This window comes from Flavobacterium sinopsychrotolerans, from assembly GCF_900110375.1.
Lineage (GTDB): Bacteria > Bacteroidota > Bacteroidia > Flavobacteriales > Flavobacteriaceae > Flavobacterium > Flavobacterium sinopsychrotolerans.
Genome location: NZ_FODN01000001.1, coordinates 546,555 through 569,867 on the forward strand (window position 1 = coordinate 546,555; position 23,313 = coordinate 569,867).

General features: G+C 35.2%; 26 protein-coding genes and 1 riboswitch. Of the genes, 16 read left to right on the plus strand and 10 right to left on the minus strand.

Annotation, left to right across the window (positions count from 1 at the left end; genetic code table 11):
* Window positions 1-334 precede the first annotated feature (334 nt).
* The 14 genes from rplM to BMX64_RS02480 all read left to right on the plus strand — a co-directional run bounded on the left by rplM (window position 335) and on the right by BMX64_RS02480 (window position 11,643).
* Complete coding sequence (rplM, locus tag BMX64_RS02415) at window positions 335-790, plus strand: 50S ribosomal protein L13 (protein ID WP_066080505.1); 456 nt, start codon at window positions 335-337, stop codon at window positions 788-790.
* Window positions 790-1,176, plus strand: a complete 387-nt coding sequence (gene rpsI, locus BMX64_RS02420; RefSeq protein WP_073016235.1) for a 30S ribosomal protein S9 — start codon at window positions 790-792, stop codon at window positions 1,174-1,176. Before rplM ends, rpsI begins: the two co-directional genes overlap by 1 nt.
* 174 nt (window positions 1,177-1,350) lie before the next feature.
* Window positions 1,351-2,148 carry a 30S ribosomal protein S2 gene (gene rpsB, locus BMX64_RS02425; RefSeq protein WP_091165851.1) on the plus strand — a complete coding sequence of 266 codons (798 nt, stop codon included), beginning with the start codon at window positions 1,351-1,353 and terminating at the stop codon, window positions 2,146-2,148.
* 133 nt (window positions 2,149-2,281) lie between these two features.
* Window positions 2,282-3,106, plus strand: a complete 825-nt coding sequence (tsf, locus tag BMX64_RS02430; RefSeq protein WP_091165853.1) for a translation elongation factor Ts — start codon at window positions 2,282-2,284, stop codon at window positions 3,104-3,106.
* 144 nt (window positions 3,107-3,250) lie between these two features.
* Window positions 3,251-3,904: a queuosine precursor transporter gene (locus BMX64_RS02435; RefSeq protein WP_091165857.1), complete on the plus strand. Its 654-nt coding sequence runs from the start codon at window positions 3,251-3,253 to the stop codon at window positions 3,902-3,904.
* 3 nt (window positions 3,905-3,907) lie between these two features.
* Window positions 3,908-4,468 (plus strand): DNA-3-methyladenine glycosylase I, encoded by a 561-nt coding sequence (locus tag BMX64_RS02440; RefSeq protein WP_091165860.1) that lies wholly within the window; start codon window positions 3,908-3,910, stop codon window positions 4,466-4,468.
* 84 nt (window positions 4,469-4,552) lie between these two features.
* Window positions 4,553-4,649, plus strand: a riboswitch (TPP riboswitch).
* A 63-nt stretch (window positions 4,650-4,712) separates the two neighbouring features.
* A complete protein-coding gene (gene thiS / locus BMX64_RS02445; protein ID WP_091165864.1) occupies window positions 4,713-4,919 on the plus strand; it encodes a sulfur carrier protein ThiS in 207 nt (68 codons plus the stop codon).
* Window positions 4,920-5,105: 186 nt separating this feature from the next.
* Window positions 5,106-6,929, plus strand: coding sequence for a phosphomethylpyrimidine synthase ThiC (thiC, locus tag BMX64_RS02450; RefSeq protein WP_091165867.1), 1,824 nt, complete (start codon window positions 5,106-5,108; stop codon window positions 6,927-6,929).
* 4 nt (window positions 6,930-6,933) lie between these two features.
* Complete coding sequence (locus tag BMX64_RS02455) at window positions 6,934-7,533, plus strand: thiamine phosphate synthase (RefSeq protein ID WP_091165870.1); 600 nt, start codon at window positions 6,934-6,936, stop codon at window positions 7,531-7,533.
* Entirely contained in the window at window positions 7,506-8,261 is a 756-nt protein-coding gene (locus BMX64_RS02460; RefSeq protein ID WP_091165874.1) for a hydroxymethylpyrimidine/phosphomethylpyrimidine kinase, read from the plus strand. Before BMX64_RS02455 ends, BMX64_RS02460 begins: the two co-directional genes overlap by 28 nt.
* Entirely contained in the window at window positions 8,254-8,886 is a 633-nt protein-coding gene (locus BMX64_RS02465; RefSeq protein WP_091165878.1) for a thiamine phosphate synthase, read from the plus strand. The genes BMX64_RS02460 and BMX64_RS02465 overlap by 8 nt, the downstream gene beginning before the upstream one ends.
* A complete protein-coding gene (locus BMX64_RS02470) occupies window positions 8,873-9,643 on the plus strand; it encodes a thiazole synthase (RefSeq protein ID WP_091165881.1) in 771 nt (256 codons plus the stop codon). Before BMX64_RS02465 ends, BMX64_RS02470 begins: the two co-directional genes overlap by 14 nt.
* A 94-nt stretch (window positions 9,644-9,737) precedes the next feature.
* Complete coding sequence (thiH, locus tag BMX64_RS02475; RefSeq protein ID WP_091165884.1) at window positions 9,738-10,880, plus strand: 2-iminoacetate synthase ThiH; 1,143 nt, start codon at window positions 9,738-9,740, stop codon at window positions 10,878-10,880.
* 52 nt (window positions 10,881-10,932) lie between these two features.
* Entirely contained in the window at window positions 10,933-11,643 is a 711-nt protein-coding gene (locus BMX64_RS02480; protein ID WP_091165888.1) for a HesA/MoeB/ThiF family protein, read from the plus strand.
* 3 nt (window positions 11,644-11,646) lie between these two features.
* Here BMX64_RS02480 and aat read toward each other — a convergent pair whose 3' ends face one another.
* The 3 genes from aat to BMX64_RS02495 form a co-directional block, all read right to left on the minus strand.
* Entirely contained in the window at window positions 11,647-12,285 is a 639-nt protein-coding gene (gene aat / locus BMX64_RS02485; RefSeq protein ID WP_091165892.1) for a leucyl/phenylalanyl-tRNA--protein transferase, read from the minus strand.
* 102 nt (window positions 12,286-12,387) lie between these two features.
* Window positions 12,388-12,765 carry a DUF3127 domain-containing protein gene (locus BMX64_RS02490; protein WP_073352464.1) on the minus strand — a complete coding sequence of 126 codons (378 nt, stop codon included), beginning with the start codon at window positions 12,763-12,765 and terminating at the stop codon, window positions 12,388-12,390.
* Window positions 12,766-12,797: 32 nt separating this feature from the next.
* Window positions 12,798-13,670 (minus strand): flavin reductase family protein, encoded by an 873-nt coding sequence (locus tag BMX64_RS02495; RefSeq protein ID WP_091165896.1) that lies wholly within the window; start codon window positions 13,668-13,670, stop codon window positions 12,798-12,800.
* Window positions 13,671-13,842: 172 nt separating this feature from the next.
* Between BMX64_RS02495 and BMX64_RS02500 the strand changes: the two genes are divergently transcribed.
* Window positions 13,843-14,991 carry a sensor histidine kinase gene (locus BMX64_RS02500; RefSeq protein ID WP_091165900.1) on the plus strand — a complete coding sequence of 383 codons (1,149 nt, stop codon included), beginning with the start codon at window positions 13,843-13,845 and terminating at the stop codon, window positions 14,989-14,991.
* On the opposite strand, the gene BMX64_RS02505 is transcribed toward BMX64_RS02500, so the two are convergent.
* The 3 genes from BMX64_RS02505 to greA all read right to left on the minus strand — a co-directional run bounded on the left by BMX64_RS02505 (window position 14,988) and on the right by greA (window position 17,169).
* Entirely contained in the window at window positions 14,988-16,160 is a 1,173-nt protein-coding gene (locus BMX64_RS02505) for a transglutaminase domain-containing protein (RefSeq protein ID WP_167543014.1), read from the minus strand. The two genes, BMX64_RS02500 and BMX64_RS02505, sit on opposite strands and share 4 nt — an antisense overlap.
* A 99-nt stretch (window positions 16,161-16,259) precedes the next feature.
* A complete protein-coding gene (locus tag BMX64_RS02510) occupies window positions 16,260-16,649 on the minus strand; it encodes an HIT family protein (RefSeq protein WP_091165907.1) in 390 nt (129 codons plus the stop codon).
* A 43-nt stretch (window positions 16,650-16,692) separates the two neighbouring features.
* A complete protein-coding gene (gene greA, locus BMX64_RS02515) occupies window positions 16,693-17,169 on the minus strand; it encodes a transcription elongation factor GreA (protein ID WP_091165910.1) in 477 nt (158 codons plus the stop codon).
* Window positions 17,170-17,331: 162 nt separating this feature from the next.
* Here greA and BMX64_RS02520 point away from each other — a divergent pair, with 162 nt between their 5' ends.
* Window positions 17,332-17,745, plus strand: a complete 414-nt coding sequence (locus BMX64_RS02520) for a Rieske (2Fe-2S) protein (protein WP_091165913.1) — start codon at window positions 17,332-17,334, stop codon at window positions 17,743-17,745.
* Window positions 17,746-17,804: 59 nt separating this feature from the next.
* Here the strand turns inward: BMX64_RS02520 and BMX64_RS02525 are convergent, their stop codons facing one another.
* The 4 genes from BMX64_RS02525 to pnuC form a co-directional block, all read right to left on the minus strand.
* Window positions 17,805-19,883, minus strand: coding sequence for a TonB-dependent receptor (locus tag BMX64_RS02525; RefSeq protein ID WP_244273204.1), 2,079 nt, complete (start codon window positions 19,881-19,883; stop codon window positions 17,805-17,807).
* Between the two features lie 309 nt (window positions 19,884-20,192).
* Entirely contained in the window at window positions 20,193-20,594 is a 402-nt protein-coding gene (gene arfB, locus BMX64_RS02530) for an alternative ribosome rescue aminoacyl-tRNA hydrolase ArfB (protein WP_091165921.1), read from the minus strand.
* Between the two features lie 13 nt (window positions 20,595-20,607).
* Window positions 20,608-22,728 carry a DUF4301 family protein gene (locus BMX64_RS02535; protein ID WP_091165924.1) on the minus strand — a complete coding sequence of 707 codons (2,121 nt, stop codon included), beginning with the start codon at window positions 22,726-22,728 and terminating at the stop codon, window positions 20,608-20,610.
* On the minus strand, window positions 22,683-23,312 hold the full coding sequence (gene pnuC, locus BMX64_RS15755) for a nicotinamide riboside transporter PnuC (protein ID WP_091165928.1): 630 nt from the start codon (window positions 23,310-23,312) through the stop codon (window positions 22,683-22,685). Before pnuC ends, BMX64_RS02535 begins: the two co-directional genes overlap by 46 nt.
* Window position 23,313: the final 1 nt, after the last annotated feature.

Genomic DNA, 23,313 nt, shown 5'->3' on the forward strand with positions numbered 1-23,313 from the left:
TATTTAGTGTAATTGATAAGGTAAAAACAGGCACAAGATAGAAATAATTAGATTATTGACTAGCTAATGGACAAAAATAGCCAATATAATATAAAATTTACATGTAAAAAATAAGGAATATTCAATAAATGTATAAAAAAAATCACATCAAAACTTCTCATAGCCACAACTCCTGATTACTAAATTTAGTAATCAAAAAATATTTTAAATATACATTTGATAATCAGCACTAAAACAAAAAAAAATAATCTTTTAAGGTATTTGTATTTAAAATAATTAATTGTACTTTTGCAACCCCTTTATTGGGGATGGAATGTTTAATTAAAATAATATTATGGACGCATTAAGCTACAAGACACAATCAGCAAGCAAAGCCACCGTTACAAAAGAGTGGATTGTTGTAGACGCTGATGGGCATAACTTAGGTCGTATGGCTTCAAAGATCGCAATGATCCTTAGAGGTAAATACAAAGCTAGTTATACGCCGCACGTTGACTGTGGAGATAACGTAATTGTTATCAACTCAGAAAAAATCAACCTTACAGGAAACAAGATGAAAGAGAAAACTTACATCCGTCACACTGGCTACCCTGGAGGACAAAGAACTTTAACTGCTGAAGTTTTGCAATCAAAAAACCCTGCATTACTAGTTGAAAAAGCGATAAAAGGAATGTTACCTAAAAACAAGTTAGGTGCTGAACTTTTTAGAAATTTAAATGTTGTTGTAGGATCAGAGCACAAACAAGGCGCTCAAAAACCTAGAACAGTTAACCTTAACGATCTTAAGTAATGGGAGTTATTCACAAAATCGGTAGAAGAAAAACCGCTGTTGCACGTGTTTATGTTTCAGAAGGAACAGGAGTAATCACTGTAAACAAAAAAGCATTCGAAACGTACTTCCCAACTGCAACTTTACAGTACAAAGTATTACAACCTATGTCTATGACAGAAAATGTAAGCAACTTTGACGTAAAAGTTAACGTTTACGGTGGTGGTTCAACTGGTCAAGCAGAAGCTGTAAGAATGGCATTGGCACGCGTTATGTGTGAAGTAAATGCTGAAAACAGAGCTATCTTGAAACCACAAGGTTTATTGACAAGAGATCCAAGAATGGTTGAACGTAAGAAATTCGGTCAGAAGAAAGCTCGTAAGAGATTCCAATTCTCTAAACGTTAATATTACCTGTCTTGTTCAAATGGGACAAGACATCGTTGATTTATTATTGAATTTAAAAAACAAAGTTGTTGTTGCTCTCCTACCGAGGTAGGAAATAGTTTAGCATCTAAATGTATAAAGCCGGGAAGCCGCCATTTATTCATTGCTAATCAACAGAACGTAAACTAGAACAAAATGGCAAACAAAGTAGAAGTAAAAGACTTACTAGAAGCAGGTGTTCACTTCGGACACATGACTAGAAAATGGGATCCAAACATGGCTCCTTACATTTATATGGAGCGTAATGGTATTCACATTATAAATCTATATAAAACTGCAGCAAAAATTGAAGAAGCGAATGAAGCTTTGAAAAAAATCGCTGCATCAGGTAGAAAAATATTATTCGTTGCTACCAAAAAACAAGCAAAAGACATCGTTGCTGAAAAAGCAAAAGCTGCAAACATGCCTTACATCACTGAAAGATGGCCTGGTGGAATGCTAACTAACTTCGTAACTATCCGTAAAGCTGTTAAAAAAATGGCTACTATTGATAAAATGAAGAAAGATGGTACATTCATGACCCTTTCTAAAAAAGAGCGTTTACAAGTTGATCGTCTTCGTGCTAAATTAGAGAAAAATTTAGGTTCAATCGCTGACATGTCTAGACTACCAGCTGCATTGTTCGTAGTTGATATCAAAGCGGAACATATCGCAATAAAAGAAGCTCAAAAATTAAACATTCCAGTTTTCGCAATGGTGGATACCAATTCTGACCCAAGAGAGGTTGAATTCGTAATCCCATCTAACGATGATGCTTCTAAATCAATTGATAAAATTTTATCTTTAGTAACAGCTGCAATTGTTGAAGGACTTTCTGATAGAGGTTCTGACAAAGAAGGTGAAGCAACTGCTGAAGTTGTTGCTCCTGCTGCTGAAGTAGCTGAGGTTGCTCCTGCTGTTGAAGCAGCTGCTCCTACAGCAACTGAAGAATAAATAAACATTTAATTCCAAGTTTTAAATTCCTCTCCAAAAAAAATTAGAAACAATATGTTGATAATTTAATAAAATTGGAAATTGGTTTTAAAACTTGGAATTTTTTACTTTTAACCTTAAAAAAATATACAATATGGCAACAATTACTGCTGCAGACGTAAATAAATTAAGAACAATCACTGGTGCAGGAATGATGGACTGCAAAAAAGCCTTGGTTGAAGCAGACGGAGATTTTGATTTAGCGATCGAAAACTTACGTAAGAAAGGACAAAAAGTAGCTGCAAACCGTTCAGATAGAGAATCTACTGAAGGCGCTGCAATTGCTGTTGTAAATGCTGACAAAACTGCTGGAGTTGTTATCACATTGAACTGTGAGACTGACTTCGTAGGGATGAATGAAAACTTTGTAAAAATGGCTACTGAAATGGCTAATTTAGCATTGAACTTCAATACTAAAGAAGAATTTTTAGCGGCTGATTTCAACGGAATCACTGTTGCTGATAAATTAATCGAGCAAACAGGAGTTATTGGTGAAAAATTAGAAATCAGAACTTTCGAGAAATTAGAAGGTGCTTTTATCGGTTCTTACATCCACTCTGGAAACAAAATCGCCACTTTAGTTGGTTTATCTGCAAAATTGGAAGGTGCTGATGAAGTAGCAAGAAACATCGCTATGCAAGCTGCAGCTATGTCTCCTATTGCTTTAGACGAAACTGGTGTTGATGCTGAAACTATCGCTAAAGAAATCGAAATTGCTAAAGATATCCTACGTCAAGAAGGAAAACCAGAAGCAATGTTAGACAATATCGCTAAAGGTAAATTGGCTCGTTTCTTTAAAGACAATACTTTAGTAAACCAAGATTATATCAAAGACAACAAAATGAGCGTTGCTGCTTATGCTAAATCTTTAGATAAAGATCTTATCGTTACAGGTTTCAAAAGAGCTGCTTTAGGATAATCATTCTAAAATCGTTTCAGGATTCTAAATTTACTTTAAATTTAGATTACAAATATAAAATCCCATTTTGTTGTAAAAACAAGATGGGATTTTTTTTGTCTGAAAAGGAATTAAAATCCTAAATTTGAGTATTAATTTTTATTTATGTTTAAAACCAAAAAAGAGCTTGTATTTGTAATTCTGGCCGGAATCTTCATTACCAATGCCGTTACTGCCGAACTAATTGGTGGAAAACTGATACAAATTGGTCCGTTTGTAATGAGCATCGGCATTTTACCCTGGCCTATTGTTTTCCTAACCACCGATTTAATAAATGAATATTTTGGAGAAAAAGGAGTAAAAAAACTGTCTTTAATCACAGCCGGTTTAATTGCTTATGCTTTTATCCTCTTGTTTTTAGCCATAAACATTCCTGCAGCAAAAGGCATAAGCCCGGTAAATGATAAACAATTCTTTGCTGTTTTTGGACAAAGCATGTGGATCATAGTGGGAAGTATTATTGCGTTCTTAGTTTCACAATTGATTGATGTAACTATTTTTTGGTTTTTCAAAAACCGTACAGGAAACAAAAAAATATGGCTCAGAGCGACTGGCTCTACCATAATTTCTCAATTATTCGATTCATTTATTGTGTTGGGAATTGCTTTTTGGTTGCCCGGAAAAATTAACTTTGATACTTTTATTACTTCGGCATTGACGGGTTATACATTCAAACTTGCAATTGCCATTTTATTGACTCCGCTAATTTATTTAGGTCACTACATTATAAAAAATTATTTATCAGAAGAAACAGAATAAATCATGGAAGAAAAAACAAGATGTAAATGGTGTGTTGGTATTGATATTTACGAAAAATACCATGATGAAGAATGGGGAGTTCCAGTTTATGAGGATCAAAAATTATTTGAATTTCTAATCTTGGAAACCTTTCAGGCAGGACTGAGCTGGATTACAATCCTTAAAAAGAGAGAAAACTTCAAAGTAGCTTTTGATAATTTTGACTACAAAAAAGTAGCCCTTTATACAGAAGATAAAATCCAGGAATTACTTCAAAACGCAGGAATCATCCGCAATCAATTGAAGGTTCACGCAGCTGTTTCTAATGCCGTTGCATTTATGAAAGTCCAAGACGAATTTGGTAGTTTTTCTAATTACATTTGGAAATTTACCGATGGAAAACCAATTCAAAACAACCAACAATCCTTAAAAGAAGTTCCTGCAACCACACCACTTTCGGATGAAATTAGTAAAGATTTGAAAAAACGCGGATTCAAATTCGTAGGTTCTACAGTGGTTTATGCACACATGCAAGCCACCGGAATGGTTGATGATCACGTAGCAGATTGCTGGAAAAAACAGTAGTCAGCAATCAATTTTCAACCTTTAAAAAATTATCAAATAAAACTTTAAATCTGAAACTTTAAACAAAAAAACGATTACATTTGCTTCACACTTTAGGGGTGTCTACAACATTGTAGGCTGAGAATTACCCTCTGAACCTGATCTAGTTCATACTAGCGTAGGGAAAAGTAAGATGACTTTCGCGCACATTTATGTGTCATTGTAGCCATTCCTAAAGTATAACTATATACTAAACTCAAAAGGAATGGAGCTCAAAATCAACAATCAAACAAAACATTTTTCAACTGGCAATCTAACTGTTCAGGCACTTCTTGACTTAGAAATTCCCGAAAAACAAAACGGAATTGCCGTAGCCATTAACAATATCGTGATTCCAAAATCCAACTGGAATTCCCATCCTATACAAGAAACCGACGACATTCTCATTATCTCTGCAACTCAAGGAGGATAGTTTGGCTGCTCGGGCGGGCTATCCATTTCAAGTCCGCAGTTTCAAACCTATAAAACATTGTCTTAGTCAAAGCTTCCTGACGGTCGCTTCACTAATCCTTGTTTTATTTGGCTTTCAACTTTACGGGCTTTCCATTGCTATCCCTAGCAGAAGACGAACACTCCTAAAATCATAAAATTCGAAGAAATGAATAACGAAGAAAAAATCTCAAGAACTCCTTTCCCAAACTCTACAAAAATTTACGTAGACGGAACCATTCATCCCATAAAAGTAGCCATGCGAGAAATTGCCTTGGCAGACACTAAATTATCAAGCGGACGAATAGAAAAAAATCCACCGGTAACCGTTTATGATACTTCCGGTCCATTCACCGACCCAAATATTGAAATTGACATTCGAAAAGGATTGCCGCGCATCCGCGAACAATGGATTTTGGACCGTAATGATGTGGAAGAATTAACTGAAATCTCTTCTGAATATGGAAAAAAGCGTCTGAATGACGAAAAACTAAACGAATTGCGTTTTGAATATTTGCACAAACCCATGCGTGCCAAAAAAGGAGCCAACGTTTCCCAATTGTATTATGCAAAACAGGGAATCATTACTCCCGAAATGGAATACATTTCCATACGTGAAAACCAACGCTTGGAGTTGATAAATAAACAAACCAAAGCGATGCAATGCCAACATGGCGGAAACAGTTTTGGCGCTAATACACCCAAATCCAAGATCACACCTGAATTTGTTCGCAGCGAAGTAGCCAGAGGCCGTGCCATTATTCCAAATAACATTAATCATCCCGAAAGCGAGCCTATGATTGTAGGACGTAACTTCTTGGTGAAAATTAATGCTAACATTGGAAACAGTGCCGTAACCTCAACTATCGAAGAAGAAGTAGAAAAAGCGGTTTGGGCTTGCCGTTGGGGAGCTGATACGATTATGGATTTGTCCACCGGCAAAAACATACACGAAACCAGAGAATGGATTATCCGAAATTCTCCTGTACCAATAGGAACGGTACCTATTTACCAAGCTTTGGAAAAAGTAAATGGCGTTGCCGAAGATTTAACTTGGGAAGTATTCCGTGATACTATAATAGAACAAGCCGAACAAGGTGTTTCTTACTTCACTATTCATGCGGGCGTTTTATTGCGTTACATCCATTTAACAGCCAACCGCGTTACCGGAATTGTTTCCCGCGGTGGTTCTATCATGGCAAAATGGTGTTTGTTTCACCACAAAGAAAACTTTCTATACACTCATTTTGAGGAGATTTGCGAAATCATGAAACAGTATGACGTAGCTTTCTCATTAGGAGATGGCTTACGCCCAGGTTCTATTGCCGATGCAAATGATGCTGCGCAATTCGCCGAATTGGAAACACTTGGTGAATTGACAAAAATTGCTTGGAAACACGACGTTCAAGTATTTATTGAAGGTCCTGGTCACGTGCCCATGCATATGATTAAAGAAAACATGGACAAACAATTAGAACATTGTGAGGAAGCTCCTTTTTATACTTTAGGGCCATTGACAACTGATATCGCTCCAGGTTATGACCACATCACTTCTGCCATTGGAGCCGCCATGATTGGCTGGTACGGTTGTGCAATGTTGTGTTATGTTACTCCAAAAGAACACCTTGGTTTACCCAACAAAAAAGACGTCAAAGATGGTGTCATAACTTATAAGATTTCCGCTCATGCCGCTGATTTGGCAAAAGGTCATCCGGGATCACAATACCGTGACAATGCCTTGAGTAAAGCGCGTTTTGAATTCCGTTGGGAAGACCAATTCAACTTGTCTTTAGATCCAGATACGGCGCGTGAATTCCACGATGAAACATTACCTGCAGATGGTGCAAAAGTCGCCCATTTTTGTTCTATGTGCGGACCCAAATTCTGTTCTATGAAAATTTCACAGGAAATTCGTGACGTTGCCGAAGCCGAAAAAGGCATGCAAGAGAAATCACAGGAATTTGTAGAAAGCGGAAAAGAAATTTACAGCTAAATAAATGATCGTTATTTCCAATCCCACTCTTATAAAGAATGAAATCAGTACTATAAATCTTCTTTTCGAGAATGGGATGGAGTTATTTCATATTCGAAAACCAGATTTTTCTGTAGCCGAAATGAAAGCTTTCTTGTTTGAAATAAAATCGGATTATAGACAAAATTTGGTTTTACACAGTCATCATCAATTGGCTGTAGAGTTTGGAATACATCGCATTCACTTTACAGAAAAAAAACGAAATGAAACGTCTGAAGAAAGTTTGAAAAAATGGAAAGAAAATAGATTCACACTCTCTACTTCCATTCACAAAATGGCTGATTTTGAAAAATTATCAGCTGTTTTCGATTATGCGTTTTTTGGGCCCGTTTTCGAAAGTATTTCCAAAACAAATTATATTTCGGATATTGATTTTGAAAAAGAATTAAAACAAAGAAATAACATCAAAACTGCACTGATTGCAGTAGGAGGAATTACATCCGAGAGAATCAAAATTGCATTGAAATATGGTTTTGATGATGTGGCGCTTTTAGGTACCATTTGGAACAGCAATAACCCAATAGAAAATTATAAACTATGTCAGCAAATCGCCCTTTCGTATTAACAATTGCAGGCTTTGATCCTTCTGGAGGTGCAGGAATTCTGGCAGATGCGAAAACATTCGAGCAACATCACGTGTATGGATTTGCAGTGAATACCGGCAATACCATTCAAACTGAAAATGAGTTCTACGAAATACAATGGACTGACTTAGATTTTTTTTTAAAATCAGTAGAAAAACTGTTTCAAAACTATACTATCAAAGCAGTAAAAATTGGAATTATTCCTTCATTGGATTATTTAAAAGAAATTGTTTTACTTGTGAAAAGGCTTTCGCCAAAAACAAAAATTATTTGGGATACCGTTTTGAAATCCACTACTGAATTCGATTTTATAAACATCAAAAACCAAGCTTTTTTGATTGAAATATTGAAAGAGATTGATTTGATAACGCCCAATTACGATGAGATATTACAACTGTCTTCGGAAGAAATTAATGCAGAAACAATAGCAGAAAACCTTTCGGACTATTGCGCCGTTTTACTAAAAGGCGGTCATAATCCAGACGAAATTGGTGTTGATTATTTGTATCTGAAAAATAAAATTTTCAGGCTTAGGCCAAAAGAAAATTTGGTTTTCGAAAAACATGGCTCCGGCTGCGTATTATCATCCGCTATTACAGCCAATTTAGCCTTGGGACAAGACCTAAAAACAGCATGTGGCAACGCTAAAAAATATACAGAAACATATTTACAATCGAACCAAACCAAATTAGGATACCATTATGCATAACCAATTACAATACATTTCGCAAGGAAACACTGTCGAAGAACAAGTATACAACATCCACAAAGCATTGGATAATGGTTGCGAATGGATACAAATGAGATTCAAAAAAAATTATTCAGATGATGCTTTCACTTTGGCGGAAGCCGTAAAAATGTTATGCAAAGAATATTTAGCCACTTTTATCATCAATGACAACGTCTATTTAGCAAAGCAATTGGATGCGGATGGAGTTCATTTAGGCTTGAGTGACATGAGCGTTGAAGAAGCAAGACTCATTTTAGGAAACACAAAAATCATTGGAGGCACCGCAAATACTTTTGAAGATGTGCTTCAAAGAACAGCCGAAAATTGTGATTATATTGGTTTGGGTCCATTCCAATTTACAACCACAAAACAAAATTTAAGTCCAATTCTAGGATTGGAAGGATATCATTCAATTATTGGGCAAATGAAGGCGAAAAACATCCAAATCCCCATTTATGCCATTGGAGGAATCACACTCGAAAATGTAGAAAGTCTAATGAAAACTGGAATTCGCGGCATAGCCGTTTCCGGTATGATTACACAAACCGAAAATGCATCGCAACTTATCAATCAACTTAACGACAAATTATATGTTACCATTTAAAATAGGAGACAGAACCTTTGAATCCCGCTTGTTTTTAGGCACAGGGAAATTTGGTTCGAATCAACAAATGGAAGAAGCCATTTTAGCATCAGGGAGCGAGTTAGTAACCGTAGCGTTAAAACGTATTGATTTAGAAACTGAAACAGATGCCATTTTAGCACATCTGAAACACCCGAAAATTAATTTATTACCCAATACCTCTGGAGCACGAAATGCTAAAGAAGCCATTTTTGCAGCACAATTAGCCCGCGAGGCATTAGAAACCAATTGGCTAAAACTAGAAATTCATCCTGATCCAAAATACTTAATGCCTGATGCGATTGAAACCTTAAAAGCTACGGAAGCATTAGCCAAATTAGGATTTATCGTTCTGCCTTATATTCATGCGGATCCGGTTTTGTGCAAGCGTTTGGAAGATGTCGGAACTTCGGCGGTAATGCCTTTGGGTTCGCCGATTGGCAGCAACAAAGGATTAAAAACCATCGATTTTTTAGAAATTATTATCGAACAAAGTAGAGTTCCCATAATTATTGATGCAGGAATTGGCGCTCCTTCTGATGCTGCAAAAGCGATGGAAATCGGCGCTGATGCGGTTTTGGTAAACACAGCCATTGCCGTAGCGGGAAATCCAAAATTGATGGCAGAAGCTTTTAGAGACGCTGTTATTGCAGGCCGAAAAGCATTCGAAGCAAAAATCGCTCAACAACATAATCGAGCAATGGCTTCAAGTCCTCTGACGGCATTTTTGTATGAATAATCCTCTCCCCTCCCGAAGCTTCGGGACTCTCCAAAGGAGAGGGAGCCAAAACCAAATAATAAAAATGACGCTTCCTAAATAACCAACTTAAACGATGAACACATTTAAATCAGTTTTTGATAATTACGATTGGGAAACTATCAAATCCAAAATATACAACACAACAGTACTCGAAGTTGAACAGGCTTTAACCAAAAGCAAACGCAGTCTCGATGATTTTATGGCATTAATTTCACCTGCTGCCCAACCCTATTTAGAACAAATGGCGCAACTGGCCCATGAATTAACAAAAAAAAGATTTGGCAAAACGATTCAAATGTATGCTCCTTTGTATTTAAGCAACGAATGCCAAAACATTTGTACGTATTGTGGTTTTAGTTTAGACAACAAAATCAAGCGAAAAACACTTACCGAAAATGAAATTACATTGGAAATTGAGGTCTTAAAAAAAGGAGGATTTGATCATGTTTTGTTGGTTACTGGCGAAGCAAATCATACTGTAAACATTCATTATTTTCTAAAGGCAATTGCTCAAATAAAAAACAATTTTTCTACTATTTCAGCCGAAGTGCAACCACTTTCAACAGAAGAATACGAGCAATTGCATGACGCTGGAATCTATTCGATTTTAGTGTATCAGGAAACGTATCATCGTGATGTTTACAAACAGTATCATACAAAAGGCAAAAAATCCAATTTTGATTTTCGTTTAGAAACGCCTGACCGAGTAGGAACTGCGGGTATTCATAAAATTGGCCTGGGTGTTTTATTAGGATTGGAAGATTGGCGTACAGACAGTTTTTTCAATGCATTACATTTAGATTATTTACAAAAAATATACTGGCAAACTAAATATGCAGTTTCTTTCCCCAGATTACGACCGGCAGAAGGAGTGATTGAACCCAACTTTGTCATGGATGATAGTGATTTGACCCAACTCATTTGCGCATACCGTTTGTGGAATGAAGATTTAGAAATCTCCCTGTCGACCCGTGAAAATGAAAAATTCAGGGACAATATTATTCCAATAGGCATTACTAGTATGAGTGCCGGTTCTAAAACTAATCCTGGCGGTTATGCCGTTGATCCGCAATCATTGGAACAATTTGAAATCAGTGACGAACGATCAGCTTCAGAGATTGCAAAAGTCATTTCCAGTATAGGATATGAACCCGTTTGGAAAGACTGGGATAAAAATTTTAGTCAAAGGTCGAATATCGAAAGTCAAAGGATTTAAAATAATTTTAACTTTCAACTTTATGACTTTTCAACTTTAAGACTTAATAAAGATGAGTATTATTCAGGATTTTTTACGCTACAACCGACAAATGATGTTGCCGGAAATAGGAGATTCCGGGCAGGAAAAACTCAAGAAAGCTAAAATTTTAGTGATTGGTGCTGGCGGATTAGGGTGTCCTATCTTGCAATATATAGCAACGGCCGGAATTGGAACCATAGGAATAGTTGATTTTGACAAAATCGAATTGCACAACCTACACCGCCAAATTCTATATACTGAGGAGCACGTTGGTCAATCAAAAGCAATTACGGCAAAATCGGTTTTGGAAACTTTAAATCCGTTGATTGATATTATTGCTTTTGAAGAAAAACTAACTATGGAAAACGCCACACAAATCATCCTGAATTTTGATGTAGTTGTTGATGGAAGTGATAATTTTGCTACTCGTTATTTAGTAAATGATACTTGTGTAATTCTTGGAAAACCATTAGTCTATGGCAGTATCTTAAAATTTGAGGGACAAATGGCGGTTTTCAATCATAATGGAAGCAAAAATCTTCGTGATGTATTTCCTGAACCACCCAGTCCAAAAGATATTCCCAATTGTAATTTGAATGGTGTATTGGGTACACTTCCAGGAATCATTGGTACTATGATGGCGCATGAAACTTTGAAACTAATTATGGATTTACCAATATTGAAAAATGAATTAATTCTTTTTAACACACTGGATTGGAGTTTTAAAAAATTAAGATTTTAAGTGTTATTTGCTTTTCAATATTTCCATAAAATCGATTCTGTCAATTTCCCTGCAACCCAAACTTTCAAGATGTGGATTATAAACTTGGCAATCCAGCAATTTATAATTAGCTACCTTTAATTGGTTCACCAAAGCTATAAAAGCCACTTTGGAAGCATTCGAAACTTTAGAAAACATACTTTCACCACAAAAAACATGACCTAAATCAATTCCATATAAACCACCAACCAAAACCTCATCTTGCCAAACTTCGACTGATTTAGCTATTCCTAATTCGTGCATTTTACAATAGGCTTCAATCATGTCATTCGTAATCCAAGTTCCGTTTTGACCGTCACGTTCTATGTTTTGGCAATTAGAAATCACATCCCTAAAATTCTCATTGAAAGTGACTGTGAAAATATTTCTATTCAGAATGTTTCGCATGCTTTTAGAAATAATCAATTCATCTAGAAATAAAACCATTCTGGGATTTGGTGACCACCACATAATGGGTTCACCATTTTCAAACCACGGAAAGATTCCACTTTTGTAGGCAAGTAGCAATCGTTCCGGAGATAAATTACCTCCAATGGCTAAAATTCCATCGCGATTGGCTTGGTCAACAGGAGGAAAAAATAAATCTGGAGATAAATAATACATTTTTCAATTTCAAAAAATAATGGTAATGGCAAAAAATAAAAAAGTCAGAAATTCAAGTAAAAACTCAAACTTCTGACTTATAAATTCTAACTTTTTTATCTCTTAGAATGGTAAATCGTCAGCTTCTTCTTCGTTTAGGTTTGTTGCTGGTGCAAAAGCTTCAGCAGCCGGCATTGGAGGCATTTGTGCAGAAGTCGCTTCAGTAGCTACTCTTTCTACTCTCCATCCTTGAATTGCATTAAAATATTTAGTCACTCCTTGTGGGTCAACCCATTCGCGTCCTCTTAAATTGATTGAAACTTTAACTGCTTCTCCTACTTTGAAACTATTCAATAAATCACATTTATCTTGTACAAATTCTACTAAAATATGTTGTGGATATTGCTCTTCAGTGGTTACTACCAATTCTCTTTTCAAGAAACTTCCGCTTCCCACATTTTTTGCATCCCCAAGCATTTTAATTTTTCCTGTAACTTCCATCTTCGTTGTTTTTAATGTTATTTATATTATTATTATTTTGCTAAAAGCACTTTCCAAGCCGATAAAACATCATTATCATCCAGATATTTTTTTGCTGCCAAGTGTACTTTTTGCTGATCGTCAGCGCTTAAAACTCCTTTTACTGCAAAATTCTGTTGTACAAATATACTAACTTCTTCCAATGTAGGCAAGGCTTCTACATTCCCCAACATGCCTAAATCATTTCCGTTAAAAACTGGACTTTCTTTTACAAAATTTGGAATGGCATCCACTCCTATTCCTAATGTAGACAATGGTTTTGGTACTTCAAAAAGACCTTGGTTTGATCTCGAATACCAATTACCTCCTAATCTGGAAACTAAATCGATTTTATATTGGTCAATAGCTCCATTATCGTCTAAAACAGATTCGTCAATATGAATTCGAACGACTTCACAAAGCACTAAATTCCCTGCACCACCTTCTGTTCCAAGCGGAATAATCTGAGTGACTTTGCATTCAAATTGAACCGGTGATTCTTTTACTCGAAAGGGTTTCACCACCTCTGAAGCAATGGGAGTCAAGCCTGATTTTAAAAACTCATCCACACCATCAGCATACTCTGTACTCGCCAGAGAAATTTGTTGTACCATGTCATAATTCACCACATTAATGACTACTTCCCTAGTTGCTTCCGCATTGATTAACGTGTGTTTTATTGAATTGTCACGAACGCGTCTCGCCGGTGAAAATATCAAAATCGGGGGATTTGCACTGAACACATTAAAGAAACTGAAAGGCGATACATTAGGATTCCCTTCCGCATCCATAGTACTGGCAAAAGCAATGGGTCTTGGCCCAACAGAACTCTGCAGATAACCTTGTAATTTTGCCGTTTCAATGCTTTTTGGATCAATCGTAATCATATATTTCAAAATTTACTTAAGATACAAAAGTAGACAAATCGATTCAGTTTTTGAAGTAGAAGTCCCAATTAGAATAAAATTATGTGTGGATTTATTCTAAAAAAAATTCTTTGACTAAAACTAAAATACTACAGCATTTATTTCGTTATATTTATCATTCAAATTTTCATTTATGCAGTTTTCTGAAAGAAGAAATACAACCCGTTGGATTATAATTTTCGCCTCTTTTTTAATCATTTCACTGATACTTTGGAACACCTACACCTTTTTTCAAATCTTCAAAAATGAAGAACGATTAAAAATGAATCTTTGGGCACAAGCTCAAAAAACACTGATTAACGCAGGTGAAAATACAGATGTTGAACTTCCACTGCAAATTTTCAGTGACAATACTTCGATTCCTATTATACTTACAGAGAATGACAGCATCATAAACACCGTGAACATTGATGAAGTTATTGTAAAAAACAATAAAAAAGCAGTCGCATTTTTACATGATTTAAAAAGTGAAAACGAGCCCATCGTCATTGAATATGTTCCGGGAAAATTTCAAAAACTCTATTATGGAAACTCGGCTTTACTGAATAAATTAAAATATTATCCCGTTGCTTTAGTGCTAATTATTGTACTTTTTGGCGGTTTAGTTTACAATTTTTATCGAAGTACCAAAATGGCAACGCAAAACAAACTTTGGGCCGGAATGGCGAAAGAAACTGCACACCAAATAGGAACTCCGCTTTCTTCCTTGATTGGCTGGGTCGAACTATTGAAATCTGAAAATGTGGACGAAAGCACCACTTTTGAAATTGAAAAAGATATTGAGCGTTTGCAAACCATAACCGATCGTTTCTCCAAAATAGGTTCAGAACCCAAATTAGAGAATAAAGACATCGTTGCAGAAACCTTTCAATCCTACGACTATTTACAATCCCGATTCTCCAAACAAATTGAGTTTTCGTTCAAAGCGCCAAAAGCTCCTATTATAGTGTCTCTCAATCCCACACTTCACAGTTGGACCATTGAGAATTTGGTGAAAAATGCCATCGATGCCATGAAAGGAAAAGGGAAATTAGCACTTGAAATTGAGCAAGAAGGTGATTCTGTAAAAATAAATGTTTCCGATACAGGAAACGGAATTCAAAAAAAACAATTCAAAAGCATTTTTGAACCTGGTTTTACCACCAAAAAAAGAGGTTGGGGATTAGGACTTTCATTAACCAAAAGAATCGTGGAAGAATACCATAAAGGAACCATAAAAGTGCTGAATTCCGAAATTGGAAAAGGAACAACGATGCAAGTTAGTTTTAAAAAAGTAATTTAGTTTAACGGAACACCAAACCAGGTAACTTTAGAGAACATCGTTTTTCTGACTATTTTAGACTTACTCAAATAATTTTTTACAAACAAGGAATGTTCTTCGGCTTGCGCCAAAGCTGCTCCTATTGATTTTTTAATGGATGACACATTAGATGCATTTTGACTGCCAACAGAACCTACACTGTAAATATTGTTCTGGCAATTGACCAGTTTCTCTTTTGGTGTTTCAATCATGCTGCTAATTTCATCATCTGATAAAGCAGGTTTGAACTTATTGTTTCTGTAATGAATAAAATCATTCAACAGGACAACTGCCAGATTCATTTCATTCACAATAGCATTCAATTTTTCAATATTGGTATTTTGTCGCAAATAAGTCAACTGTTGCTTTTTTCCTTCATAACGCTCCAAAATCATGGCGTTTTTCAATCCATTTTTCTCTATTCTTTCTGCCGAAGCAAATAATTGATCCGCTTCAGACAAAGCATTGTATTTGATGATTTCTTTCTCAAAATCAAAGTATTTCTTCGTTTTATTGATTTGAATTTTCCCTTCATAAAACTCAGTATTGGTAATAGGATAATTCGAAAATTGCCACAAATAATCAAATGGAATGTGGGAAGAAATTATTGTAGCAGGAACTGCCTTAAAATAATAATTGTTTATTTTTTTAGAAAACCTACCATTATTTACATAACCGGAACCCCAAGTTGGATCAAATATATACCACTTTTTATCAACTTTTGCAGCGACCCAAGCGTGAGCTAATTCACTTACTTTTCCGTTTTGCTTTGTATAGCCTTCAATTATATAGGATTGAATTCCTATTTTTTGCGAAAGCTCATTGAAAACCACTGCATAATGAATACAAACCCCTTTATTAGTTCTTAACGTCTTTGCAATTTGTTCCTGTTCGGTTTCATTGAAATTTACGGAAAACATATTAGCAACATCATAGCTGATAGTTGATGCCGTCCAATAAAAAACCGCCCTGATTTTATCTGTTTCTGTTTTAAAATTAGCGTTAATGTAGTTTGCAATTGCTTGTGTAGAAGTTGTTGCATTTGCAGGAATTGCCGCCATTTTAGTATCAACCAAAGCGTATCCGGAATTTGCTTGTCCAAAACTCAGCAAGAAAAAAAAGAGAGAAAATAACAAAAAAATGTTTTTCATAGTATATAATGTAGGCTTCATAAAGTAGAAAAGGGAACAGGTTTGCACCTATTCCCTTTTTAACGAAAACCATACCAAATTATTTTATTTTAAAAATTATTATAAATTGGTTTTTATACTTGCCGCCAAAGCTTCAAATTGTTCTTTGGACAGCGATACTTTATTTTGAAAACGCATTTCATCCATTTCATTCAACGGAATCAAATGAACGTGCGCATGAGGAACTTCAAGTCCTACAACTGCAATTCCGATTCGTTTACACGGAACCGTTTTTTCAAGAGCAACTGCTATTTTCTTAGAAAACTGCATCAGCCCGATATACAAATCATCTTCCATCTCAAAAATCTTATTTATTTCTTTTTTTGGAATACAAAGTGTGTGTCCTTTTGCATTTGGATTTACATCCAAAAAGGCCAAGAAATTTTCATCCTCTGCGATTTTGTAACAGGGAATTTCTCCGTTTATAATTTTTGTAAATATACTTGACATTGTTGAGTTGGTTAATTGATGAATCGGTTAAACCTTTAACTATTTAATCACGAGATATTTCTAAAATTTCAAATTTCAAAACACCATTAGGCACAGTGATTTCCGCCACTTCTCCTACTGATTTCCCTAATAAACCTTTCCCGATAGGTGAGGTTACTGAGATTTTTCCAGTTTTCAAGTCGGCTTCACTTTCAGCTACCAACGTGTATTTCATTTCCATTCCATTGGTTTGGTTTTTGATTTTCACATTAGACAAAACCAATACTTTAGAAACATCAAGATGTGTTTCATCTATTAATCTGGCATTAGAATGTACTTCTTCCAGTTTAGCAATACGCATTTCAAGCATTCCTTGTGCTTCCTTAGCCGCATCATATTCGGCATTCTCTGAAAGATCGCCTTTATCTCTTGCTTCAGCAATATCCGCAGATGCTTTTGGACGCATTACGCTCTTTAAATAATCCAATTCTTCTCTTAATTTTTTTAACCCTTCTGCGGTGTAATACGATACTGTACTCATAACTTCATCATTTATATAAATAGAAAAAATCCCATCAGGACGGGATTTCTTTCCACAAAGATACTATTATTATTTTTTCGTCTATAAATATATGTTAATCATATATAATTCAAAGTTAAATAAATTAAATTTGTTTCACTAATACTTTGACACTATTTTAAAATGAAAAAACACACAATCCTTTTCCTTATTATTCCTTTACTTTTTTCATGTAGTGATTCTGATTTCAACAATACAAATCCATTTGTCCCTAATTACAGTTTCACAGTAGATATCAATATGAACTTGCCTGAATACTCTAATCTTAAATTCGTTAGTAATGCTGTTTATGTTCCTGGAATTGGCGCACGGGGCATTATTGTTTTTAATACTGGTAGCGGCTACAATGCTTTTGATGCTGCTTGTCCCAATCAAGCTATAAGTTCCTGCTCTACCATGACCATAAATGGAATAAATGCCGTTTGCGGCTGTGACAGTAAAGAATATAATTTATTTACAGGACAGGGAACTTTACAATATCCAATGAAGCAATATCGGGTTCAGGTAAATGGAACGTCACTTCGGGTTTATAATTAAACCAAAAAATCCTGACAGGTAAACCATCAGGATTTTTCTCATTATAACTAAACAAGATTCTAAAACTTCAGTGTCAAACCAGCAAGAAAATTAATTCCCGCTTGTGGATAATAATACGGATATACATCATACATGTATCCGTTAGAAACGTATCTCTTATCTAAAAAATTATTCACTAAACCCGTCAATACAATTTCTTTGAAGATGGTTTTTGGCTTAAAAGTGTAGGCAATATTCAAATCATTTACAAAATAATCCGCCAACTTTGCAGCCGGCAATTCGATGTTGTTCATGTATTGTTCTCCTACAAATTTTTGCAACCATGAAATATGAAGATTTTCAATAGGAGTGTATACCAAAATATTTCCCGCAATAATTGATGGCGAATACGCAATATCTGTAGTTCCATAATTCTGACCTTCTACCGCTAAATCAGTATTTTTATTAGCACTCAACGTAAAATTAGGACGAATAATCAATTGATCTGTCAACGCTATTTTAGCATCAACTTCCAGTCCTAAACGATAACTTTTTTCGCTGTTGGAACGTATTGGCGCACCAACATCATCTAAACCTCCCGTTAAAATCAATTGATCTTTATAGGCCATATAATACACATTCGAATTGAATTGTACTTTCTCCGCAACGTATCTCCAACCCAATTCAAAGTCATTCAACTTTTCCGGCTTTACGTTTCCGCCTTCATAATCACTCCTATTGGGTTCGCGATTGGCTCTGGCATACGATAAATAAACGGAATTTCCAGAATTGATCGTATAGGTTAATCCTGTTTTGGGGTTAAAGAAATTAAAAGTATCATCCACAACTGTTGGCTGGACACCGTTTGCTTTGTAATTCACTGATCTATATTGCAAATCTCCAAATAAACTTAATTGCTCCGTGATTTGGTAATTGGCTTTCACAAAAATATTTCCATCCGTTTTATTGGCATAGTCATCATAATAGCGATCTTCTAACTCACTCTGAGAAGCATTTCGTGCCCAAATGACTTTTCCAAAATGGTCGCCTTCATACTTATTCCAACCGCCACCAAAAATCACATCCAGTTTTTCATCTTTATAATTAGCAGAAAATGTAGTTCCATAGAAATCATTCTCTAACCATTTTTGTCGCACTAAATCCGTTGTTGTAATAGTGCCAATAGGCTGTAATCCGTAATCGGAAAAATCAGCATCTTCTTTATAGTTTTCATAAAATCCTTTGCCTTTTGTGTAATGCAACGCAAAATTTGTACTCCAGTTTTCTGATATTTTTTCGTTCCAAAGCAATTGTGAGTGATCTTGCTGGTAATTATCGGTTTCATTGTCATAAAAACGAGCATTTCCTTGTTCGTCCGTGAAAGCACCTGCTGAATTAAACGTTCGGTCATTTTTTAAGGTTTCACCATCTATTCCGTTCCAAGACTGATACGTTTTTTCGGTACCACCAAAAACCAATCCTTTTATCAAAGTAGTTTTACCCACATACGTTCCCTGCAGAAAATACGATTTCAAATCAGATGCTCCACGATCCACAAACCCATCAGACTTGATGGCCGATAAACGTCCCGCAATTTCAAAATGATTGTTCATTAAACCCGTACTGAATTTTACGGTGTGTTTCCTGGTATTAAAACTCCCCAAAGAGTTGGAAATTTCGCCCGAGCTTTCTTTGGCAAAATTATCAGTTAACATATTTAAACTGGCACCAAAAGCGCCTGCTCCATTAGTAGAAGTTCCTACACCGCGTTGCAATTGCAAACTCTCCACTGAAGATGCAAAATCCGGCATATTCACCCAGAACGTTCCATGACTTTCGGAATCATTGTAAGGAATTCCGTTGATGGTAACGTTCACTCTCGTTGCATCGCTACCACGAACCCGAATTCCGGTGTATCCCACACCATTTCCAGCATCAGAGGTCGTAACAACTGACGGTAAATAATTCATCAGAATAGGAATATCCTGTCCTAAATTTCGGAATTTGATTTCCTTTTTGTCTAAATTACTGAAACTTACCGGCGTTTTTGTGGTAACACGTACTGCAGAAACCAAAACTTCATCAAGTTGGTTTACTTTAGTGGTGTCTTTGACTTGAGAAAACGAGATAAAAGATGCAAGAAAAAAGACAGAAGACATATAATATGTCAGATTCTTGGGCTTTAAGACTTTGAGACTTTGAGACTTTGTAACTGTAATAAAAGTATTCATCCGTAAAAAAGATTACGAATAAAAGGGGGAATTATTCCTTTTGTTAAATTAATAAATGATTGTTTCCTATGACAAATAGATAGTGTGCACGCTATTTTTTTGTCATTTTTTCCCTTAGCGACATTACTCGCCCAGGTTCGTTGGGTATGATCTCAGCTCGTTATTTAGAGCACCCCTTTGAGACAGCGCAAAACTAATTATAAATTGTGAATTATAAATTATGAATTGGAATAAATTTTAAAAATCAGGTTTTCTGCGTGTTTTTTTAATTTCAGAAATAGTTTTTTTATCCTTTATTCGCTTTCTAATAACAGATTTAGGGATTCTGGTGGGCTTTCTTTCCTTTGGAACAAGCAATGCATTTTTTATTAGTTCCAAAAATCGCTTGGTCACAATTTCTTTGTTTCTAAATTGACTTCGATCTTCATCACAATTCAATATCAAAATAGCATCAGTAGTCAATCTGGAGGATAATTTGGTTTCAAGCAAAAGTTTTTCTCCTTCGGTTAAACCCTGAGAACTTTTCAAATCAAAAGTCAACACCACTTTCGAGGAAACTTTATTTACGTTTTGACCACCGGCTCCACTGCTGCGGACGGCTTTAAAACTTAATTCGGATATGATTTTTTCAATTTCCATTGCAGTTAAATTTTCAGGACTGATGTGCCGGTTTTAATAAATCATTTACTGTTTTTACCGGATTAAAAGTAATCAAAGGAACCTGAACAAATACAGTCAACCAGTTTGCCATTGCACCGTTCCATAAACCCGGTAATTCATATCCTTTAATATTTTTGCCTGCTACATTTTTCGCTACAATAAAACCACTATTATTATCCACAAACTGAGCCAGATCAAATTTCTCTTTTTTATAATTTTTAATGCCACAAACTAAATCAACCGGATTGAAATGGGTGGCATCATTAAGAATTATCTTTTGATTCTCATTTGACAAATCAACTTGAGAACTTTCTACGATTTGTAATGAAATTACCCCTTGACTATTTCGTACCCAAAATGGTCCTCCACCTGGCTCACCTTCATTTTTCACCATTCCACATACACGAATCGGTCTGTTTAAAATAGTTTGCAGTTGAAAGATTTTAGTTTTTAAATTTTCAGAATAAAAACCATTCTTCATGGTAATATTTAATTTTTCCTTCAAAAAGAGAATAATTTCATCTATTAATTCGGGTTCAATTGTAACAGAATCTAAAGCATTTAAATAACTAAATACCTCTTGCTGAATCCCCAGTAATATCCCCGCCAACCCTTTTTTATATAAAGAAATTTTCTCTAAATTGTTTTGAATTACATTATCAATATTTTTGATAAACACAATATCAGCATCCAAATTATTCAAATTCTCAATCAAAGCACCGTGTCCTCCGGGTCTGAAAACCAATTGCCCATTTTCATCTCGGAACGGCTTATTTTTCATAGTAACCGCAAGCGTATCTGTGCTTTTATTTTGATAGGAATAACTAATGTTTATTGTTACACCTGATTTATTTTCAATTTTAGGTTTAATCGTGTCTATGATACTTTCAAAATACTTTTGATGCGATTCTGAAACTGTAAAATGTAAATGGGAACTATTATTGGCGCTAGAATACTGTGTACCTTCCTGTAAATGTTCTTCTATTGGAGTTGCAATATGCGTTTTATATTTATGAAAAGGAAGAATCCCTTTAGGTTGATTAGCAAAATCAAAATGATCCGCTGACAGCAGAAATTTTATGAAATAATAATTTTTCAAACTTCGATCCAAAGTATCAAAATCAGTAAATTCAGCTCTCAGTTGCTTGTCAACTGCTTCAAAAAAAGGAAACTTCTCCATTCCTACTATGAAAATAGAAAGCTTACTTGCTTTTTTTCGGTTGATGTAGGCGTTTATCGATTCGTTTTCAATATCAAATTCATTGATAAATTCAGTCAAAAACTTAAACATTCTGCTGGCTGCTCCAGAAGCAGGAACAAATTTATTTAATTTGAGATCTGATTTATTTGCATCAAAAAAACTGGCTTTCTCTTGAAAATCTTTTTCAGATAATTTTAAAATACCATTAGACAACGTTGCCGGACTGACTAAATCCGCTTTTGGTATTCCTTCTTTAAAAAAACTCAATTGCTTTTGAATATTTTTCATTGGGATTCCATGCTCGTGAATATGTATAAAATCAGCTGATGAAAACCCCAATTCTCTCGCTAAAGTCAAATCATCAATAATAGTAATTGCCTTTTTAAGTCGCAAGTCCTTGTCTCCGGAAAGTGTTATAAATGGCTTATTATTATCGATTAAAGATTGCTTAAAAACCGCAAAAACAGATTCCCTGCCCTCCGCTTTATCTCTCAAATCATCTCTTTCCCAAGGCACATCAATATCCGTCAGAAAAAACAAGTCGTACTCATGTTCCCGAGCCGCTTGATCTAATAATGGATCACAATAGTCATAATACACTTCCGAAAAAACTTTAGTTACCAATAAATTAGTATCACAAAAAAGATATTTATTAGCAATTAAAGCGCTTTCATTTTCTAATTTGGTTTGACCATAAGCAATCGGTAACATGTCATCAACAGTGCATATTTGTTGATTTGCATCCCATTTTTCCTGAAGATAGTCGCGTGCAAATTCTGGAACCCATTCGGTTTTATAATATTCCGCAAGCTCTCTAGCTAAGGTAGTTTTGCCAGTGCTTTCGGGACCAAATAAAGCTATTTTTATTATTTTTGTAGCTCCGTTGGAGAGCTGTCTGAGATTTTCTTCCATTCTAAATAGCCAAAAATGGCAACTACTGTAAATACTATATATTGAAAACTGGTAAAAGTATAGCCTTTTGCAAAATACAATGGAATGGAAATTACATCTCCAATAATCCAAAATATCCAATTCTCTACTTTTCTTTTGGCCATGAGCCACATTCCTACAAAGAAAATTCCTGTAATAAATGTATCTACATACGCGTACCAAGTGGTGAATTTTCCGAAATAATGATATACCGAAACCACAAAGGCGACGGTAAATATAAAAAGAATTATCGCAATTCGTTTTTCAGAACTCGAAATTTTTGAAATTGGGAATTCTTCCGTATCTCCTTTTTTCCGAGTCCAATGGTACCAGCCATAAATACTCATCACAAAATAATAGCCATTGATCATCATATCGCCCCATAAAGTCCATTTCCAAAGCAAATACACAAATATGGAAGTACTTACTAATCCGGTTGGAAAAACCAAAATATTATCTTTTTTAGCGTACCAAACGCTCAGTAATCCGAAAATGACAGCAACAATTTCTAAAACTATGTCTAATGTTGGGTATTCGCTATACTGCGAAAAAAAATAATCAATCATT

Excerpts from the sequence above, each read along its gene's own strand:
- BMX64_RS02525 (WP_244273204.1), bottom strand. The coding sequence starts at position 19,883 with ATGTCTTCTGTCTTTTTTCTTGCATCTTTTATCTCGTTTTCTCAAGTC.
- BMX64_RS02490 (WP_073352464.1), bottom strand. The coding sequence starts at position 12,765 with ATGGAAGTTACAGGAAAAATTAAAATGCTTGGGGATGCAAAAAATGTG.
- tsf (WP_091165853.1), top strand. The coding sequence starts at position 2,282 with ATGGCAACAATTACTGCTGCAGACGTAAATAAATTAAGAACAATCACT.
- BMX64_RS02520 (WP_091165913.1), top strand. The coding sequence starts at position 17,332 with ATGAAAAAACACACAATCCTTTTCCTTATTATTCCTTTACTTTTTTCA.
- pnuC (WP_091165928.1), bottom strand. The coding sequence starts at position 23,312 with ATGATTGATTATTTTTTTTCGCAGTATAGCGAATACCCAACATTAGAC.
- BMX64_RS02495 (WP_091165896.1), bottom strand. The coding sequence starts at position 13,670 with ATGATTACGATTGATCCAAAAAGCATTGAAACGGCAAAATTACAAGGT.
- BMX64_RS02470 (WP_091165881.1), top strand. The coding sequence starts at position 8,873 with ATGTTACCATTTAAAATAGGAGACAGAACCTTTGAATCCCGCTTGTTT.
- thiS (WP_091165864.1), top strand. The coding sequence starts at position 4,713 with ATGGAGCTCAAAATCAACAATCAAACAAAACATTTTTCAACTGGCAAT.
- BMX64_RS02440 (WP_091165860.1), top strand. The coding sequence starts at position 3,908 with ATGGAAGAAAAAACAAGATGTAAATGGTGTGTTGGTATTGATATTTAC.
- BMX64_RS02510 (WP_091165907.1), bottom strand. The coding sequence starts at position 16,649 with ATGTCAAGTATATTTACAAAAATTATAAACGGAGAAATTCCCTGTTAC.
- BMX64_RS02500 (WP_091165900.1), top strand. The coding sequence starts at position 13,843 with ATGCAGTTTTCTGAAAGAAGAAATACAACCCGTTGGATTATAATTTTC.
- BMX64_RS02535 (WP_091165924.1), bottom strand. The coding sequence starts at position 22,728 with ATGGAAGAAAATCTCAGACAGCTCTCCAACGGAGCTACAAAAATAATA.
- arfB (WP_091165921.1), bottom strand. The coding sequence starts at position 20,594 with ATGGAAATTGAAAAAATCATATCCGAATTAAGTTTTAAAGCCGTCCGC.
- thiC (WP_091165867.1), top strand. The coding sequence starts at position 5,106 with ATGAATAACGAAGAAAAAATCTCAAGAACTCCTTTCCCAAACTCTACA.
- BMX64_RS02455 (WP_091165870.1), top strand. The coding sequence starts at position 6,934 with ATGATCGTTATTTCCAATCCCACTCTTATAAAGAATGAAATCAGTACT.
- BMX64_RS02435 (WP_091165857.1), top strand. The coding sequence starts at position 3,251 with ATGTTTAAAACCAAAAAAGAGCTTGTATTTGTAATTCTGGCCGGAATC.
- rpsB (WP_091165851.1), top strand. The coding sequence starts at position 1,351 with ATGGCAAACAAAGTAGAAGTAAAAGACTTACTAGAAGCAGGTGTTCAC.
- BMX64_RS02465 (WP_091165878.1), top strand. The coding sequence starts at position 8,254 with ATGCATAACCAATTACAATACATTTCGCAAGGAAACACTGTCGAAGAA.
- BMX64_RS02505 (WP_167543014.1), bottom strand. The coding sequence starts at position 16,160 with ATGAAAAACATTTTTTTGTTATTTTCTCTCTTTTTTTTCTTGCTGAGT.
- thiH (WP_091165884.1), top strand. The coding sequence starts at position 9,738 with ATGAACACATTTAAATCAGTTTTTGATAATTACGATTGGGAAACTATC.
- greA (WP_091165910.1), bottom strand. The coding sequence starts at position 17,169 with ATGAGTACAGTATCGTATTACACCGCAGAAGGGTTAAAAAAATTAAGA.
- aat (WP_091165892.1), bottom strand. The coding sequence starts at position 12,285 with ATGTATTATTTATCTCCAGATTTATTTTTTCCTCCTGTTGACCAAGCC.
- rpsI (WP_073016235.1), top strand. The coding sequence starts at position 790 with ATGGGAGTTATTCACAAAATCGGTAGAAGAAAAACCGCTGTTGCACGT.
- rplM (WP_066080505.1), top strand. The coding sequence starts at position 335 with ATGGACGCATTAAGCTACAAGACACAATCAGCAAGCAAAGCCACCGTT.
- BMX64_RS02480 (WP_091165888.1), top strand. The coding sequence starts at position 10,933 with ATGAGTATTATTCAGGATTTTTTACGCTACAACCGACAAATGATGTTG.
- BMX64_RS02460 (WP_091165874.1), top strand. The coding sequence starts at position 7,506 with ATGTCAGCAAATCGCCCTTTCGTATTAACAATTGCAGGCTTTGATCCT.